10 protein-coding genes and 3 pseudogenes are annotated in these 18,667 nt (G+C 45.1%); 3 read left to right on the top strand and 10 right to left on the bottom strand.

All coding sequences use genetic code 11. The features are described from left to right. Nucleotides 1-87 precede the first annotated feature (87 nt). The 4 genes and pseudogenes from H6F74_RS23320 to H6F74_RS23305 form a co-directional block, all read right to left on the bottom strand. Nucleotides 88-537 carry a HetP family heterocyst commitment protein gene (locus tag H6F74_RS23320; protein WP_190444521.1) on the bottom strand — a complete coding sequence of 150 codons (450 nt, stop codon included), beginning with the start codon at nt 535-537 and terminating at the stop codon, nt 88-90. A 36-nt stretch (nt 538-573) separates the two neighbouring features. Beyond that, nucleotides 574-2,265 carry an HlyD family efflux transporter periplasmic adaptor subunit gene (locus H6F74_RS23315; RefSeq protein ID WP_190444520.1) on the bottom strand — a complete coding sequence of 564 codons (1,692 nt, stop codon included), beginning with the start codon at nt 2,263-2,265 and terminating at the stop codon, nt 574-576. Nucleotides 2,266-2,581: 316 nt separating this feature from the next. Continuing rightward, nucleotides 2,582-5,779, bottom strand: a complete 3,198-nt coding sequence (locus tag H6F74_RS23310; protein ID WP_242022331.1) for an ABC transporter transmembrane domain-containing protein — start codon at nt 5,777-5,779, stop codon at nt 2,582-2,584. Between the two features lie 437 nt (nt 5,780-6,216). Then, nucleotides 6,217-6,697 (bottom strand): annotated as a pseudogene (locus H6F74_RS23305) (IS4 family transposase); the annotation flags it as partial. Between H6F74_RS23305 and H6F74_RS23300 the strand changes: the two are divergent. Continuing rightward, nucleotides 6,694-7,098 (top strand): annotated as a pseudogene (locus H6F74_RS23300) (transposase); the annotation flags it as partial. The pseudogenes H6F74_RS23305 and H6F74_RS23300 overlap by 4 nt on opposite strands. Nucleotides 7,099-7,651: 553 nt before the next feature. Here the strand turns inward: H6F74_RS23300 and H6F74_RS23295 are convergent. The 4 genes and pseudogenes from H6F74_RS23295 to H6F74_RS23280 form a co-directional block, all read right to left on the bottom strand. Next, nucleotides 7,652-8,932, bottom strand: a pseudogene (locus H6F74_RS23295) (MFS transporter). A gap of 307 nt (nt 8,933-9,239) precedes the next feature. Beyond that, nucleotides 9,240-11,648 carry a GH116 family glycosyl hydrolase gene (locus tag H6F74_RS23290; RefSeq protein WP_190444518.1) on the bottom strand — a complete coding sequence of 803 codons (2,409 nt, stop codon included), beginning with the start codon at nt 11,646-11,648 and terminating at the stop codon, nt 9,240-9,242. Between the two features lie 55 nt (nt 11,649-11,703). Beyond that, the gene (locus H6F74_RS23285) at nt 11,704-12,333 is read right to left on the bottom strand and encodes a HEAT repeat domain-containing protein (protein ID WP_190444517.1); all 630 of its coding nucleotides are present in this window, start codon (nt 12,331-12,333) and stop codon (nt 11,704-11,706) included. A gap of 27 nt (nt 12,334-12,360) precedes the next feature. Further along, nucleotides 12,361-12,642, bottom strand: coding sequence for a hypothetical protein (locus H6F74_RS23280; protein WP_190444516.1), 282 nt, complete (start codon nt 12,640-12,642; stop codon nt 12,361-12,363). Between the two features lie 164 nt (nt 12,643-12,806). Between H6F74_RS23280 and H6F74_RS23275 the strand changes: the two genes are divergently transcribed. Together H6F74_RS23275 and H6F74_RS23270 are read left to right on the top strand one after the other, a co-directional pair. After that, nucleotides 12,807-13,403: a Uma2 family endonuclease gene (locus H6F74_RS23275; RefSeq protein ID WP_190444515.1), complete on the top strand. Its 597-nt coding sequence runs from the start codon at nt 12,807-12,809 to the stop codon at nt 13,401-13,403. Between the two features lie 491 nt (nt 13,404-13,894). Further along, nucleotides 13,895-14,218, top strand: a complete 324-nt coding sequence (locus tag H6F74_RS23270; RefSeq protein WP_190444514.1) for a hypothetical protein — start codon at nt 13,895-13,897, stop codon at nt 14,216-14,218. A 61-nt stretch (nt 14,219-14,279) separates the two neighbouring features. On the opposite strand, the gene H6F74_RS23265 is transcribed toward H6F74_RS23270, so the two are convergent. Both H6F74_RS23265 and H6F74_RS23260 read right to left on the bottom strand, forming a co-directional pair. Continuing rightward, on the bottom strand, nt 14,280-17,558 hold the full coding sequence (locus H6F74_RS23265; protein ID WP_190444567.1) for a tubulin-like doman-containing protein: 3,279 nt from the start codon (nt 17,556-17,558) through the stop codon (nt 14,280-14,282). A gap of 79 nt (nt 17,559-17,637) precedes the next feature. Next, nucleotides 17,638-18,543, bottom strand: coding sequence for a vWA domain-containing protein (locus tag H6F74_RS23260; RefSeq protein WP_190444513.1), 906 nt, complete (start codon nt 18,541-18,543; stop codon nt 17,638-17,640). Nucleotides 18,544-18,667: the final 124 nt, after the last annotated feature.

Here is an 18,667-nt window from a genome sequence, read left to right as displayed (position 1 = left end):
GGCATTAGTTAAGCAACAGAATAAAACTGTTGCGTATATTTAATTAAATTGAATCTAGATTTTGTAACTCTTGAAGAAGCTTTCTTTTTAAAAAATAGAGAACCAATGCTTCTTCACAGGCACCACTTCAACTGGACTGTCTTCTGGATGGGAGAAGACCAACCCCTGCTCTAGATTGCCACCCGTTAGGTGGGGATGTGGTTCGCTAACTGCCTCTAGATAACCCAAATCCGTAATTTTGCTTAAGCAATTGTGCGGAGATAAATCCTCAGAGCGAATGGGAGCGCTTTGGTTAACCGTATTTATACTATCTGCTCCCCGTTGGCTTGGTCTGCCAATTTGGCAGTTTTCTTTGAGCAATCGGTTGTATGTACGGTAAGGGATGTAGTGTAAAGGATTGTAACCAGAAAACCTCAGAAGCAAAACACAAGCCCAGGAATATTTTCCAGCCATGATAGCTTCGACGACTTGATTAAACTGTTCGGGATTTATGGTTTTGTCAAGATTGGGATTAGAACAGGGAATTCGATAAGTCATAGCGATCGCCCTTTTTACTAAACTGTTTTTTGCGTTTTATAAATTGATGCCGCCTTTTTGCAGCTGCCGGATCGGATCTAGCAAGATGTCGGCGATGCGACGATGCCGGATGATAATATCAGCGGTCGCTGTCTGACCCGCCTTAAAGTGGATGGTTTGATTATTGGCGGTGACAGAGTTACGGTCTAGCGCCACTTCCACCCGATAAACTGCGCCGAGTCGTTCATCGGGTTTAGCATCGGGGGATACGGATAGTACCTTCCCGGAAACGGTACCGTAGTCTTGATAAGCAAAAGCGTCAAATTTGATTTGCACCGACATTCCTGTCTTGACAAAGCCTGCTTCTTGATTGGGCAAGCTAGCCGATAAAATTAGAGGTGCTTTGTCAGCAGCCAGTTCGGCAACGGTCTGTCCGGGTTGCACAACAACGCCTGTGTTGTTGATGTTGAGGGATGAAACGACACCATCCACGGGAGCGTAGAGAAACCGCTGTTTTAGCTTGCTCTTAGCACTGGTAAGCAGATTTTTATTTTCAGCAATTTTAGCTTTGAGCTGGGTGATTTCTACTTCCAGTTGCTGAATTTGCTGCTGTGCCTCTAACTGCGTTCGGCGTGCTTCGGCTTGCTTCTGGTGCAGCTGTGCTTGCAGTTGCTCGGCTTGTGCTTGAGTTTGCTGGAGTTCGCCTTGGGTTTCGGTAATGGCGCTTTGGCGATCGCGTAATGCTTGCTCGGCTTGAAACAGTTGTTCCTTGACACCCGTATCTTCTTCCAGCTTGTTTTTGGTAATAGCACTTTGGCGATCGCGCAAAACTTGCTGGGAATCAAACAGATATTTTTTGGCGATCGCACCTTCTTCCACCAGAGGCTTAAGCCGTTCCACTTCCTCAGCCGCCGCCGCCGCATCCGCTTGCCGTTGCGCCAGCAGTTCTTGTGCCGTACCAGAGAGCGGTTTTAGCCGTTCTAGTCTTGCCTGATTTGCCGCTGTATCCGCCAGATATTCAGTCAGCAGCTTTTGGGAAGCAGCTGTCTTGGCATTAGCTTGGGCGATCGCAGCAGCCGCCGCCTCAACGTCCGCCTTGCCAATTTCCGCACGAGTTCCGCTTTCTTGACGCATTTTTTCAATAAGCGTTTGCTTCTGGCTTAACTCGATTTGGTTGGTTCCCAGCATTTGCTCTAACCGTTCCACTTCACCAGTCGCAATTTGAGTATCCAGTTCCACCAACATCTGCCCTGCTTTCACCGCTTGCCCTTCTTTGACGGCAATATTGACAACCTTGCCCATTTCCACCGGGTCAATTTTATAAACCTCCCCTTTAGGCACTAATCGCCCTTGGGCGTGTCCCACTTCGTCAATTTGCCCAAAGCAAGCCCACACAGCAAATGCCACACAAAAAACTAACCCTCCCAACACCAGTTTTCGGGGGAGTGTTGAAGGCGGCTCTTCTAGCACATTTTGTAGGGAAGTAGACCAGTTGCCCGACGCAGGTGCTGAGTGTTTCGGCTCTTGGTTTCCGGCTCTAGTGCGGAGTGAAAAGCCAGAAGATTCGGGTTCTGATTGGGGACTTTGTACGGAGACAGCTGTACCTCCATAGATAGATGCAGCCTCACTACTTCTATTCTCGGATAAATCTACGGGTAGGTCTTCCCAGCTATTCTCAACAGTAGGCGATAATGTGGCTGGAGGTTTGGAGGACTCTGAGTTGGGAATCGGTACGATTCGTTTTTCCATATTAGTCAGCCAGAATTAAGAAATTCAGCGTCAATAGGCTTGTATTACCTCGATTTATCCAGGATTGCCTTATAGATTGCCTGAGTTCTGTCGGGTTGATGGCTCAATCTTTGGCTCACCTCTTCTGGTTGCCAATTCAGAACCCAATACTTTTCGGTTAAGGCTTGATCCCCCCTAACCCTCCTTTTTAAGGAGGCTAACTTCCCCCTGAAAAAAGGGGGTTAGGGGGATCTCCTTGGACTAAATATCGCTAACCGAGATGTATTGATTCAGAACCCAAGAACATCCAGAGTTATCCGAGGTATGCAATGTTGGATTAAAGATCGAGCTGCTGTTGCGCTAGGTGGTAATAAAGACCTTGCAGCGCAATTAGTTCCTCGTGGGTGCCGCGTTCAACCAAAATGCCTCGATCTAGCACTAGGATGCAATCGGCTCCGCGAACAGTAGAAAGTCGGTGAGCAATGATAAAACTCGTGCGATCGCGGCTAATACGAGCGAGATTCTGCTGAAATCGTCGCTCAGAATCCGTATCTAGAGAGCTAGTTGCTTCATCTAAAATCAGAATTCGGGGGTCGCCGAGTAAAGCACGAGCGATCGCAATCCGTTGTCGCTGTCCTCCAGAGAGATTCGTACCCCGTTCCCCAACTTTCGTGTTGTATCCCAGGGGCATATCTTGAATAAACGCATGGGCTTCTGCCAGTTTAGCAACTTCCACCACTTGCTCCAGCGTATACTCGTCAGCGTAAAGCGTGATGTTTTCTATAATAGTTCCCGAAAACAGAAAACATTCCTGCGGCACTACACCCAACTGCCTTCGCAACGATTGGGGAGAAGCGTGTCGAATATCGTGTCCATCTATACAGATTCGACCGCTGGTAGGGTGGTATAAACCTTGTAGCAGACTAACTAAGGTACTTTTGCCGGAACCGCTGCGCCCCACAATCGCCACGGTTTGCCCAGCCGCCACCTCAAATGAAATATTCTGGAGCGTGTTGCGCTCCTGCTCCTGAGAGTAACGAAACGTAACGTTCTCTAACTTCACCTCACCCCTCAGATGAGGCAGAACAAGTAGAGGTTGTTGGGGATTTTCTTCAGGTTGGGCTGAAAATACATCATTCAGCCGTTCCACAGAAACCATCACTTCTTGCAATTCATCCCACAAGTTCACCAACGCCAGCACGGGGTTGATGACATTACCAATCAGCATATTGAATGCGACAAACTGACCGATAGTGAGCTGATTCTGCATTACGAGTGTCGCCCCATACCAAAGCAATGCAGTACTACCCAAAGTATTAATTAAGCCGCCAGTTGCTTGCAAGCCATTCGCCAGTTTTTGCCCCCGAAATCGCGCATTTAACGTACCAGTTAACCGATCTTCCCAACGCCAGCGCAACTCTCGCTCTGCTGCTGCTGCTTTTACCGTAGCAACGCCGTTCATCATTTCCACAAGGGAGGAGTTTTGCGCTGCTTCCTCAGCAAAGACTTCCCGCGACACCTTTCTGAGGAATGGACTCGCCACAACTGTCAAAATGGCGATGGGGGGAATCAGTGCCAGAACCAAGAGCGTTAAACGCCAGTTATAATACGCCATCAACCCCACATAGACAATTGCCATTGAGGCATCTAACCAAGCGGTGACAGCTTGGCGCGTTAGAAACATCTGGATTTTCTGGTTTTCCTGCACCCGCGTAATAATGTCTCCCACATGGCGGGATTCAAAAAACTTCAGGGGTAAGGTCAGGGTATGGCTGATAAACCCACCGATCAGGGTGAGGTCTAATCGGTTGGCAAAATAATCCAGCAGGTATTGGCGAATGGCACTTAAGCCGATGCGCCAAATGCCAAAAAGTAGCAATCCGATGGCGAAGACGTGTAGGGTGATAAAGCTTTTGTTGACAACAACCCGGTCGAGAATGATTTGGGTAAATAGGGGGGTAATTAGTCCAAAAACCTGGATTAGCAAAGATGCTAAGATAATTTGCCCGATTAGGGAGCGGTAAGGCAACAATACGCCCCAGAAGCTACCAAGAGAGCGTTTCTCACTTTGGACTGTTTGCAGTCGTTCTGTGGGATCGAGGAGTAAGGCGTATCCCGTCCAATTAGCTTGAAATTCCTGGTGAGAAAGCGATCGCTTGCCCACTGCGGGATCGGCAATCAGGATGCGCCTCCCTTTGACTTGGTAGACAACGACATAATGATCGCCTTGCCAGTGGGCAATCCAAGGGTTAGTCCGATCTACCAAGCGGCTTAAAGAAGCCCGCACGGGACGCGCATGAAACCCCACGCTTTCGGCGGCAGTAGCTAAGCCTTTAGTCAGGGAGGCACCGGAACGCCCTACGCCAGCTAGATTGCGGAGGGAATTGAGGCTAAACCGTTTGCCCCAATACTGTCCGATCATTGCTAAGCAAGTGGCACCGCAGTCGGCGGTACTCTGCTGTTGAATGAATGGATAGCGTTGTCCTAACAATCGCCGAGGGTTTAGCGGTTTAGGAAAAGCAATTGGTTGTTGGTTGTCTGTTCCCTCTTCTTTCCCTCCTGTTGATGAAGGTGATGAAAGGGGAGTTTGTCCGTTATTCAGTGACGGCTGACGATTGACAGAGACGCGATGAATCGGCATTATCGCCTGATGACTCGCTAGCTTTTGATGTCCGTTGCTAGCACTATCGCTGGATACAACTGCTAAAACCGGAGCGATCGCGATCGCTGCTTCCCAATGTTCTGTGGGCAGATGGTAAACCACTAAATCTGTCTGTGCAACCCAATCTGTGGGCGTTGGATTTGGATATCCCCAGCTTTCTCCTACTGCTGGTGGCTGCGATCCTTGAATTTGCCCATTGCTATGCCAGAAGCGACCCGTTTCTGCGGGAATATACTCCAGCGACTCGCCAGCAGAGATCCGTATTTCTACTAGGTAGGGTAAGAGTTGCCGCAGACTTAGGCTGGGAAGCGATCGCAATTCTGTAGCGGTTTTTAAGAAAATTAGACATTGCCGCTCCTGAGAGAGTTTCAGCAAGTAGTCTCTCAAATTGGGAAGTCGCTCTAACCAAGTTTCCAACTGTGCAATTGGAATCCTTGCCGCTACACCTGCACTGGCAGCGATCGCTTTTGGCATCTCTACGCTTAGGGCGCTTTGTAGCTCCATATTGCCGAATAAAGCTTCTGCGCCAAAAGTTTCGCCTGCTTCCAGTACTAGAGCGGAAACTTCTCTTCCCTGCGTAGCATCAAAACTAAGCAGCCGTACCCGACCTTGGCAAATTATATAAAACCAATCAGTGTTTTCTCGATCTGGTTCACCATGAACGGAATTTCCTGGGAGAGGAGATACATTATAGTTAACCAAGCGATCGCCAAGTTGAAACTCACACATTTCAAACACTTGGTTGAATTCCGATGCCTGATTGGGATCTGATTGAGATAGCCTCAGTAGGTTGAGGATATTTGCAAGACTATGGGAAGCGTTCTCAAGGTTCCGAGGCGGAGGATGCTCTGGCAATCCTAACATCGGATTCATTTATTAGCCTCTTAGCTTTCAAAGTTTAACTTTGTTCGTTTTAGGTTTTTGTTAAAAACACTAACAAAAGGGTAACGGCATTTCCCCTTTGATTATGTATTAGTGAATTTACGTAGGTGCTGTCAATATAGCCTCTAACGATTTATCAAATCTTTACTACAACTTCATGAAATTCTTATTTTAACTTCATGATAAAAAATATGAAGACCTTTAACAGAAGTTATAAGACAATTTTATGTTTTTATGCCTAACTAGACTAAGCAAGAAAATTGGAACATTTAAGACATGATGATTTAAAACATCTGTAACAGATTCCTTTTTGATGGCAAAGACATCCAGAGGCACTACGGGAAATGCCTTGGCATCAGGGTGGCAATATGATTTACTTGACAATCTTCTCGGATAAGACTCGATGCCCCCTAGCCCCCTTAAAAAGACTACCGTGTACACACAAGTGGAGTCTGAGTAAGTTTCCATCCGAGGAAGATCAACTCCAACTGCCGCAGACCATGAACTAGAGTGGGCATTCTAGGGGGACGCTGGGAACAATAACCCGACCATCCTCCCACTCGAGCAATTAAGCAGGTTGCCCAAGCTAAAGAATTGGGGAGATAAGGATTTTGCTGTTTTTGAGTGCGTTTTTGCAACGAAGGTGCCTGTTGAGTCAGGCATTGCTGCTGGTCGGAAGTGAAAGCAACCGAGGCAGGTAAGGCTGGGTTATCTCGCCCTTTTACCAGTTGCAGGGTTAGCACAGCAATCGACAACGCCAAGACACTCAAGCGCTTAATAGCTTCTATCGATTCGAGTTGACTGACTTCGAGATTCAGTTCTGCCTGCTTGAGGGTGGCTTTCCAGTTGCTCAATCCGCCAGCGCCAGCAATACCACTCAATCACTTGGAGTGCCTGTTCCAGACAAAGGGTTGAAGAAAAGCAAACATGTGTTGCTTAAGAACGAATCAGACCTAAATGAAGAGCAAAAAGCTAAACTCGTGCAAGTTAAAGATGTATCTCCTACTCTCAAGATAATGCACGAATTAAAAGAAAAAATCAGAAAGATTTTCGAGCAAACTAATAATTGGTTGACCGGTTTATTTAAACTGGGAAGATGGCTGTCAGGAGCCAAAAAATATTTTCCTGATAGTCAGAACACGATTATTCGTTGGCTAGATGAGATTATTGCTTACTTTGATTATAAGACTACGAGTGGTGTTGTTGAAGGCGTCAACAATAAGCTCAAGTTGATTAAACGTTCTGCTTACGGGTTTAGAAACTTTGAAAACTTCCGAGTTAGATGTTTGCTTACTTGGCAGAATTGTTAATTTAGCATAGTAACTACTGAAAAGCCATATTGTTTTAGTTAATATATCCCTCTTCTGTCACTCTCCGGGCAGGCAATCTCCAGAAGCCTTATCAGTCAATCAATACAAGCTATCCTATTAGAAAAAGTTGGTGGCTGTATTTGTTGTTAGAAAAAAATCTGGCGATCGCTTCGTATACAAAGGCTCTAGAGTTCAAAAATGGCAAATGTTTTCGGAGAGTGACAGAAGAGGGATATAGCGGTTCTTATACGAGTGAGGTACACCCAAATCCAGTATTATCAGGCTTTTCAGTTTTGAGACTGTACCTCACACAACCGAGAACCGCTATAGCAATTCTTGATTGGGTGCGATATTTCTGTAAGGCTATGCCCCTAGCAACGTTATAATCACAATATATTCCACCCAACTGAGAAACGCTATAAACAAGCTAAATTGTAGGTTGCGTTGGAATTAGTATTAGCAAAAGAATGATTATATTTTGTTAGGTTTCGCTCACGCTCAACCTAACCTACTTTTGCCCGAATCTATTGATTGCTATGCAGCCTGAATGTAATTATGAATTAGGCTGAGGTTTGATTACACCAATCTTTGTATATATTGGGTGGATTAATCGCCTTAAAGTTGGCAATTCTTTGGCAAAAAGTAATGAGCCTAAAATACAAAAACTGCCAGCAATAATTAAGGTGTTGGGCGCGCCGATTTGATTGGCTAAACTACCAGCAAATAAATTGCCCAAGGGAACGACACCAAAAAATGCCATTGTGTAGATGCTCATTACCCGTCCGCGTTTATCATCTTCGACAATTGTTTGAACAACTGTGTTACTAGATGTAAATTGCATAATGAAACCCAATCCCACGATTAACATCATCACTAGAGAAAGCGCCAGTATGCGGGATAAAGAAAAACCAATTAGCCCAATTCCCATTAAGGCTGGTGAATAAGCAATGAATTTTCCTAGTCCTAAAACACTTTGTCGCGTAGTTAGATAAACCGCACCTACTAACGCGCCAACTCCGGAAGCAGCCATTAGAAAACCCAGAGTTTCAGCGCCGCCGCCAAGGATTTTAGTGGCAAAAATTGGCACAAGAACGGTATATTGCATTCCCATAAAGCTGACTAAAGCCAGCAAGAGGATAATGGCGCGAATGGGTGGAAACCCGAAGGTATATACAAATCCTTCTTTCAATCTCTGCAAAGGATGAGTATTTGTAACGTTAAGTTTTTTGGGCTTTAGCTTCATTGCTAATAAAGCAGCAATCACCGCAATGTAGCTGAGTCCATCAATTAGAAAACAGTAAGCAGATCCAACTGAAGCAACAAGCAGTCCTCCAATAGCAGGGCCAATCAATCTGGCTCCATTAAACATAGAAGAATTGAGAGCGATCGCATTCGCTAAATCGTCTTTTCTTTCTACGATTTCTGGCACGAAAGCTTGACGGGCTGGCGCATCAAAGGCGCTCACAACTCCTTGAAATATACTCAAAAATATCAAATGCCAAATATTTACTATTCCTGTAAACGCTATAAATGCAAGCGCTAAGGATTGAATCATAGAAAGTATTTGAGTAATGACTCATATCCGGTGGCGGGGGAATTTATCTACTAAAACACCCCCAATAGGGGTGAGAATAAAGCTAGGAAATTGACCTGCGAATCCCACAACACCGAGTAATAAGGCGGAATTAGTCAGGCTATAAACTAGCCAAATCGTAGCAACTTGAGTCATCCAAGTTCCAATTAGAGAAAGCCCCTGACCTCCAAAAAATAAACGATAATTTCTCGATTTTAATGCCGGGAGAACTGGCATTAGTTTGATAGGATTTCTCTTCATATACCTTGGTCGTTTTTGGCTCAAACCTACAGGAGCATATATTATATTTTGTAAAGTTACTTAAAAAGTTGCTGCAATCCCTCTGTCAACGGAGGGAAGTAATCAAGCAATACGGTTCGGTTAGAGCGAAAAACGCCAATGTTCGCGTAGGTTGCGTTGAAGAACGTCACCCAACAAATGCTTACGTTTTGTTGGGTGACATTCCTACAATTATTTTTTACTGCAATCCCTCCGTCAACGGGAGGAGGTAATCAAATACAAAAGTCAAAATGATTCTTTCGTTCCCAGGCTCAGCCTGGGAACGAGTTTAAAATTTTGTCAGTACGCCGTAGATTGCCCAAATTGCCATTGCTCGCAGGTAGTGACTAGCACGGAAAGTCCCAGCAGCTGTGATGGCTTCGGGGGTGCGGAATTGCAGCCCATTGTCGTAAACTTGGCGCACGACAGCTTCCGCCATTTGGAAGGCTTCATCTTTCATCCCCATCTGCACCATGAATGCTGCAAGCCCAAAGTTAATTCCTGTCCAAACTTCTAGGGGATGAGTAGCATTGGGATTGAAAGGAGTACCATCTGGTTTTACTCCATTTGCAGCACCCAAAAGACCATTATTAAATTTCAAAAAGCAGGAGTCATACACAGTTTTGAGGGTAGATTTTATACACTCTACTGGCACAATGTCGGGTAATCCTAACCAACGGGCGTAGAACTGACCGCAAAGTTGATCTGCCATGACAATATCAGATCCGCTTTCGCTGTCGAGTCGGTAATATTTACCGTTCCAAAGCTTTTGTTGATATAAAGATTGGGATTGGTCTAGCCAGGTTTGGTAATTGGTGGTGTTGTATTTGCCGTCAGGGTAATTTTCGGCTAATATTTGTCCGATAGCGATCGCACTCTCCAAAGCCGCTAACCACAAGCCGCCGCAATAAGCACTCACACCCTGCAATCTCCAGTCATCAAAAGTCTGATCTGGCGCACCGGAATTTTCCGGAATCCCATCCCCGTCTAGATCAAATTCCTTGACATAAGCCAGCGTCTTGACAATTGAATCCCAGCATTCTTCCAAAAACTGGATATCTGTGGAGCCAGTCATCACAAAATCTCGATAAACTTGCAAAACAAAATCGCAAGGTAAATCTTTCCAAAGGTTGCAATCCTGATAACTGGTATAGTTAGTTTTTTCCCACGGATGCTCATTTGGTGCGCCGAGATCGTGAGGTGTAGCATTGGCAGCTTTGCGAATTGCCTGTGCTTGATTATACCCAATAATTCTGGGAGTATCGTCCCCTGTGGGAATTGCCCGTGCAAAAGCTTCTAAAACTGCTTTATCCAATTTCGGCCAAAGCATCGCCAAAGCAAACGAGCCGTAAAGCCGCACGTCTAAGCTTTCGTACCATCGATAATCCAGGCACTCCAAAACACCAAATTGTCCAATCGGATCTAACTCTGATGCTGCTGTCCATAGAGTACCGCCATCGCATAGCAGATACAGCTCATTAAACAGTGCCATTTTGAACCAAGAAGGCAAGTCCTGCTGCTCTAAAATGGGCTGTTGCCATTCGCGAATTGAGTCCCGCCAAGTATCATCTTGCTTGAGGGCCGTGCGAATTATCGACCAAGCATTTGTGCCATTGCGACCAAAGAAATCAGTATAACGACGGTAATATTTAGTGATGGAATCCCCCGTACCGAATTCCATCACCGGAAAATCCCAGCAGACGATAAAAGGAATATAACGAGTTCTACCAGGTTTTAGAGTAAAGCGGACAGCGATCGCGCTAGCTATTTGTTCCCCTGGTGCGGCTGGCGTTTCATCTTGCCGATCCGACAAGGTGCCATTACAAGCAAAAATATCCCAAATATCGCCGCCATCGCTTGCTGGGTCCCAACGACTGTGATGGAAGACTTCTAAACTGGGATTATTCACAGTAGCGATCGCTAACTGTCCTTCCCCCTCCCCAATTTCATCATGCAGCCTTACCCGATCTAGCAGACATCCCACGCGGTGAAAGTCGGAAATCCACTGATTTAAGTTTCCCGTACTATCTCCCCATCGTGGCTGATACTCGTAAACCGGACTACCATCATCCCGCACCCGTACTTCTGGCGACTTAATCGCATTGGTAAACCAACCGACCACATTCTGCCAAGTCAGCATAATGCTAATCGTTATCGGCTTATCTGTGGGATTGTATGCAGTCCAGCGAAACACAGCTGTAGGGTAAGAAGTTTCCTGATAATTTCCCGCCCAAATTGGCGAAAACTGCTCGCAACTTAACTCCGCCTGAAACACATTTTCATAAACAAACCAACTGCGCGGATAAAGGGCATGATAAGTCCCAGTCCCCAGTCCCTTATCCGCAGTTCCTTCCTTGGGATACCACAGCCAGCGAGATAAACTGCCATCCTCTGGCGGTTCCGTACACAGCGCATAAGCTTGCGCTGGCGAGTCTTCTGGCTGCTCAAAGACGCTAAACTGGCAAGCAGGCAGACTGCGAAATACGTGTTCTCCGCCATTCAGGTGCCACAAGTTAAAGTCACCTCTTGGGGAACGACCAATGCAACCTGCGCCAAAGCCACCCAAGGGCATACCATGCCAAGGGCCATCGTCGAGATTACTGGCGTAGCGGACAGTGTAAGGCTTGTCCCATCCGAGTCCGATGGGACGCTTCCAGGCGCATTCGGGAATTTCCAAGCGGGGGCGTTGATAAATCATTTCCTGATTTTACGGCGTTTATACTGGTTAAGCGATCGCGTTTATGAGGCGAACTTTAGTGTATAACTTTGTCGCTTTCACTTTCCTCTAACATAGCGATCGCTGTCTGTACCGCCTGTCTGACATCAGAGTGAGAGTCTGCTAACAATGGACGTAAGTAAGGAATTGCTTCCGCCCCATCTAACTCGCCTAGCTCGTCTGCTGCATTCTCTCGCACAATAAAATTTGGGTCTTCCAGCGCTTCTATCAGTAGAGGATACGCTTTATCTGGATGTAGGCGACTCATAAAGCGTAGAACGCTACCTCTAACGTAACCCGATGGATGTTGGAGTAGGGGTAAAACTTGATTCGCGGTATCCTGTGCGCCCAGTCTGCACAAGCTATCAACCGCTTCAGCAACGATTGATGGTCGTTCATCATGTAAGTATGAAAGCAGGCGATCGCCTATCGTGTGGTCTTCTAGTGGAGGTACTGTGAGTGCAAAGAGAATGGCTCGCAATCTTTCTGTATCCGCACGGTCGATTTCCCTCCATAAGAAAGCAATACCGGCCTCGCCCTGTTGCCTAATCAACAGTGCTACTTCGGGATAATAGATAGATGCGTACTCCTCTCCTTCCAAAGGGGAGCTTTGAAAGTGAGCGATCAGTTCTTCGAGGTTGAGATGGTTTTCGGGGTAAAAACTCATATGACTCTCCTTTAAAGTTTTTAGCTCCTATATTTGACTGCACAACTGGCGGATTTCTTCCAGCGTCATGTTGCCAAATACTCCGGGAAATTCATGACCCAGAGTGGCGGGAATATCATTAATTGTGATATTTCCAGCATCACGTAAACGATTAAGTTCTGCCAGTCGATCTTCCGGAATATTTTTTTGAAACTTTCTGGCGAGGCGCTCGTATTGAGTCAGGATCTTAATCGCCGTTTGACACTCTTTTTTAGATGGTAGCCGAGATTTTCCACTTGTCATTGGCTTTGCATCACTTTTTAAGGACATATATATAGAATTCCCCAAGAGTGATTTTATGGGCAGTCTGAGTTATCTGTGCAGAAATATCAAGTAAAAAGGCAAATACAAAGTTTTTTGAGCAAATAAGGAGCGCCTTTAGGGGATGCGATCGCTTAAAATAAAATCACCTTGACGTTCGCCTCAAATCAGCGATGGAAACTATAACTCTGAATGTTCCCCCGATGGTAGCTCTAACAGATGAGCAATTTTATCATCTGTGCATGGCGAATGAAGAATGGCGCATGGAACTTACATCTGAAGGAGAATTGATTATCATGTCCCCCACGGGTGGAGAAACTGGCATTAGAAATTCCGATTTAAATGCCGAGGTGGTCATCTGGAACCGTCAGACACGACTAGGTTATGTCTTTGACTCTTCCACCATCTTTCAATTACCTAATGGCGCGAAGCGATCGCCTGATGTCTCTTGGGTAATTCGAGAACGATGGGAAGCCTTATCTTCTGAAGATAAGCGGCGATTTCCTCCTCTGTGTCCAGACTTTGTAATTGAACTGCGTTCCCAAACAGATAGCTTGTCAAAACTCCAAACCAAAATGCTCGATTACCTCGCCAACGGCTTGCGCCTTGGCTGGTTGATTGACCCTCAAACTACCAGAGTAGAAATTTATCGTGCCAATCAAGATGTAGAAATCATTAATTTCTCACAGGAACAAACTCCACCTACTTTATCAGGAGAATCTGTGCTACCTGGATTTTCCCTCGATCTAACTTTGATGTTCAATTTTTGATTTTTATAAATCCTATAGCAATCCTATTTGAGCTGTCCAATCTACTTTTTAAACCAACCGTCTAGGTGCGACCAAGCGCTTCAGGAGGAGGAAATAAAGAAGCACATAAAGAGAAACAGTTACTATATGAAGAATTAAATATTGGCAAATATTGGGTAGTAGACGTACAAAAAGCCTAAATTATTGCTTTGGCTATTATTGGCAATAATGGTAGTCAGCGAATTACTCAATCTCCAGTTTTATCACGATTAGAAATAGCTTTATTCCAGAAAGCTTTAGTTTGTAGTTCCGATGCAGAGCAAGCGGTTATTGGTGCTTGGTTATTATCCCAATTTCAGAGGCTTCACGATTCTTAATCTATAAAGCTGGTGTTGATTGCGAACCTATGAAAGAGGTCATGACAAAAGAACATCGCCCAATGCAATAAACTGCTCGAAGTGACAACTTTATTGCTATCCTTTCTAAGACGTTAATAAATAGCTGTACGTAAAATGGGTCTGAAAATCATTGAAAATTTTGATGGCAATTTTACTCTCGATCCAGAGGCAAAAGAAAGTCTGTTTAATTTATTGAAGAGTGAAGCTTTTGTAAAGCAAATTACTGAACAAATGCAGTGCGAAGAAGTTGAATTTACAGAATTTCTTTTCCAGCCAGTTCCCTACAGCACAGCCACACCCAAAGGGATGCCAGCCCAATTTGAGAAGTACCACGAATCTGAGGATCACCTGATTATTAACGTCCCGCCTAATTTCATGTTTAAAGCTAAAATTTTTAAACCAAGTCGCCTTTGTGCCATTTATCGAAAAGTGAGATAAAGACAACAACTCCTTCCCAGGCTAAGCCTGGGAAGGAGTTAATCAAGGTGTCTCGATTAATTTAGGTGAATTGAACCAGCCGAGTACCGCACTTGGAACAGAACTTAGAATTAGCGGGGTTTTTGTTGCCGCAACTGGTGCAGAAAACCTGTGCAGGTGCAGCACCACCATTATTAACAGGCGGCTGATCTTGCAGTTTTGGTGTCACCACACCAACACCTTCACCAACATTTAACTTATTGGCAGCTATGACATTTTGAATAATCGTAGCTTCCCGTCTGTAATCTGGGCTATCAGTTCCCCCATTTTTCTCCAATTCCACTTCTCGCTGCTTCAGATAAGCCATCAACTGATTATATAAAACTCGCTTTTCTTGGGGTTGATCAGCGGCGGCAAGGAGTGCTGTCACTTGACGCTGAATTTCCTCTTTATCAGGACGACACGCCAGCACTTCCAAAACTTGTACAGCTTCTTCCCAACCGGAGGCGATATCTACATTTTCTGTGCCAATTACAGTTTTCCTTGTGTAGCGGATCGTATTTTCTTTAGTGTTGCGATTTTCTTCTAGTCGCAAAACACCAAAAGCCCGTGCTTGTACCACCAACCGGAACACTGCTGGATCTTCGGGAAACACATCCCAGAAAGGCGGTTCTTTTTGAATGTGGACAGGTACGGGAGGATCTTTGCTTTCGCCTTTAAGTTGCGATCGCTTGGCTTCTATAGATTGTCCTTTCCAGTCTTGATATGATTGCCGCAACTCTCGCATTCCGTCAATGCAACGCAGAGAAAAGCCGCCTTTTTCTTGCACAAAAACAATCCGGTGACGTTCTTGTTCTCCTAATGGTGTGATCGCATCGCTACTCCCGACTCGTTCTTGCAAATATGGTAGTAGTTTAATTGCGGCTGGATCGGTGCTGTTGCGACCGCCGACGATGGCAACTTTGGTATTTAATGCTGGTGTAAAACCTGCATCTGCACCACTGAGAACGGCTTGGGAAAGTAAAATCAGGGGTTGTGATTTTTGGTAGGCGATGCGAATGTTGCTACGGATTGCTTCTGGGTCATTTTGCAAGGCTTTGAATAAGCGATCGCTTGCGGCGAGTTCCCTTTTAAACCGACTTTCTTGGGGAGACTTCTCTACTACTAACTGAGTTCTGTTAACGACAATTTCCTTGAAGTCATCCGAGTTCACATCCGGTAGTTGAGTAATATCAAATAGCTGCATTACTTCCCCAGCAGCGCGTGTTTGTTTCCACAGAGGACTAGCATCTCGCAACACATCTTCCGACATCGTGCTGCAAATCTGATCTATCCCCAATTCATAGCGGCTTTTGCTACCTTCTGATGCACCAGCCAACTGCTCAATCATATCGCGATAGAGCAGGTTTAGTTCTTCCCGTTCATACAGTTTAATTCCGTTAATTTTCAAAGCATCGGCGCTATCAGCTTCTTTATCAGCTTTTTGTTTGAAACCATCGCGTAGTTGCCGCAATTTTTGATTAAATCGAGCTAGTCGCCGTTCTAGTAATTCCAGATGTTCTTGTATTCTGGCAATTACTTCTAATGCTAAAGCGCGTGCTTTGCGCTGAATAATAGCAACAAAGCTACCTTCTAAACCTGTGAGAGCATCTTCGCAATATTTCTCCATTTGTGCTTGCTTGGTAAGACCAAACAAGCTTTTAAATTGATTAATATCTTGTAAAGCTGTCTCATACTGTCTTTGCCGATTTGCTTCGTTGGGTTGCCAAACTTTTTCTGAGTCCCGGCGAAACTTTTCTGCGGAATTTGTCAATAGTTGGCGGGCTGTAGCGATGAAGGCATCGGCAAATTTTAATCCTCGGTTGCGATCGCGTACAATATCGTACAACTCCGCCTCTAGCGCTTTTCTCCCCTGCTGGATAATGCGGTTGCGGTTGTCATACATTTTTTGCAGGAAGTCACCATGCGATCGCTCGTCCGGGCTTAATTCCCGCAAGTGGTTGGCGCGATATTCATCTACCTTTGGTGTGAGATAAGTATCCACGAATTGCAGAATTTTACCCCGTTCCGAACCGATAACATTTACACCTTGATGGGTGCATTGCAGTTTATTATCGGTGGCAATTTCATTGCGGATGCTGTTCACCCAGGTGGAAATTTCCGACACGTAGGATTTATCATTTGCTGAGGATAAATCTGCTATAAGTTCCGCGTCCGTTAACCGCATTCTTTTTAAGATATCGCTTTGCACCAAATCCAGAACATTTGGCGGTAACGGTACAGATTCATTCAGCCACCAACTAACTAAATCTACTCCCAGACGACTAGATAAAGAAGTGCGAATTTGAGCCAGGGGAATCTCAATCGTAGAGAGTCCAAAACTCATAAAGTTCTTGGGATAACCTCTCCCGCCTGGATCTGCTTGCGCCCAAGCACCTTTAATATTGTCTCGGATTGAACGCTTGTGGGGAGCAAAATCGCTAGTTAAATCTAGGAAAATATTTTGCCCGATCATTTCCCGGATTTGGTCTAAGGAAAACTCACTTTCGCCATTTTTTGTACCTACTAAATAGGTAAAATCAAATGGAGGGCGTTTGTTGCGAACTTCATCTGCTAATCCACCGCTAAATTGAACAGCGTACTCGGTTCTATAGTCCGAGAAATAGCTTAATTCCATCATCGCTGCGTAGCCATTAGCGAGAACGCGATCGCCCACTTTGATACTCGCAAAGGCATTAGGCATCGGCACAATGGCCGTTATCAGGGGGCTGGCTTGACCTTTGAGCCAATTGCGGATACAGTAGCCCAAATCGATCAGCATCCCGCTACCAGTACCCCCAGAAAGGGAGCCTGTGACGAAGACATTTAAACCACCGCTGCTCACCTTAATGCCGTATTTATCCAGCATAAAGTTTTCGTGACCCTTGACGCGATCGCAAGCTTCATTAAATTTTTGCTGAATCTTGTGGTAGTTATAAAAAAAAGCAAATCGACCGCAAGCGCGAATTTGACCCGCACCTGCTTCTAATGCGCCAATATTTCGCTCTAATTCTTTGGGAAACCACGACTCAATCCAAGGATATTTTCCCATATTGGACATAATATCGCTGACTTCTTTGCCGCTGACACTTGCCCAAAATTTTTCATTATCTTGTAAGGGCGTTCCTGCTGCTTCTGGGTTGTTTACTTTGTAATCTTTATCAGTATCAATTGTCAGGAAACTAATGATCGGGAAATTCTTTAAACTGCCATAAGTTTCTTCTACCAGTCGGCGTACTCGCGACAGCACTTCCACGCCTGTTCCACCTACTCCTACGAGTACGGTGGGAACCATACTTTTTTCTTCTACTGCTGCCATGATATTTCTCCTGATAATTTAACTTTTATTCAACTTGTTACCGCAGGCTAAATGCTGCCCTACGGTAAATTGGTTGGCATCATCAACACGACGAGAAAAAGGGTAAATCAAGTATTTTCCAGATTTGCCAAATAATTATTGGGGTAAGTACGCTCCAAAATAAAGCATTTCCTAGAGATAATTGTCCAGAAAGATTCATCGGTAACTTGAATAAACCTTGAAAGATGAACTTATCAAGAATAAGAGTCAGCGCCCACATCAACGCAATCCAAGCAGCACCTAGCCATAAAATAATCCATTGGCGGTTACTGTTAAACCGAGTAAAAAATCTTTCTGTAAAAAACGTTTGGAGATTACTGGTTTCACCAGGCGCATAAATGCCGCCTGTAGTGAAAGCTGTTAATTTTAATTCTGGGGAATCTGATCCGACTACGATTGCATTAACCTTAACTTTACGCGCCACAGCATTACTTACAACATTCGGTGATACATTAGCACCACCATCAGTTACTAATAATAATTCCCGACAGCGATCGCTAACTCCACTGAGTGCTTCTGTACCTTTTTGAATTGCTGCATTGATGTCTTTCGTATTATTCGCAAGTAACTGAGGTAAATCGGGATTTTGCAAGGCTTGGGTTAATTCATCGCTTACCTGTTTGCTATCAGTTTTAAATTCGTTACCTGTAAGACTTTGCACCACACCCCCAAACCCTAAAATTTGCACTTGGTTGGCGTTTCTTAATTGGGCATTTTCTGCCAAATACGACTGTACGGCTTGCACTTCCTGGTACATAATCGTACCTGGGGCGTTGAACTGCGTGCCGTAGGTGCTGGTGCTAAGATCGAGAGCGATCGCTACCGCAACTTTTGGTCTACCCAGTCCCAATAGCCAGCACAAAAGCGCTGCTATTAAACATACCGAAAGAAACATTAACGGAATCTGGAATAGAGGATACCGCCAGAATGCGCGACGAAAACTACTCATGGGATGTTGGGCGTGCGATCGCTAAATTGGTAGACAAAATTAAATAAAACCTCTCCCCCAACCCCTCCCCTTGTAGGGGAGGGGAGTCTTGACAATTTTTTCTAGCGTAGCGGTGCGTAAACCT

Origin of the sequence: Trichocoleus sp. FACHB-90 (assembly GCF_014695505.1) — a bacterium.
In the GTDB taxonomy this organism is placed as follows: domain Bacteria; phylum Cyanobacteriota; class Cyanobacteriia; order Cyanobacteriales; family FACHB-T130; genus Funiculus; species Funiculus sociatus.
Note: the sequence above shows the minus strand (reverse complement) of the source record. Positions and strands in the feature narration are given on the sequence as shown.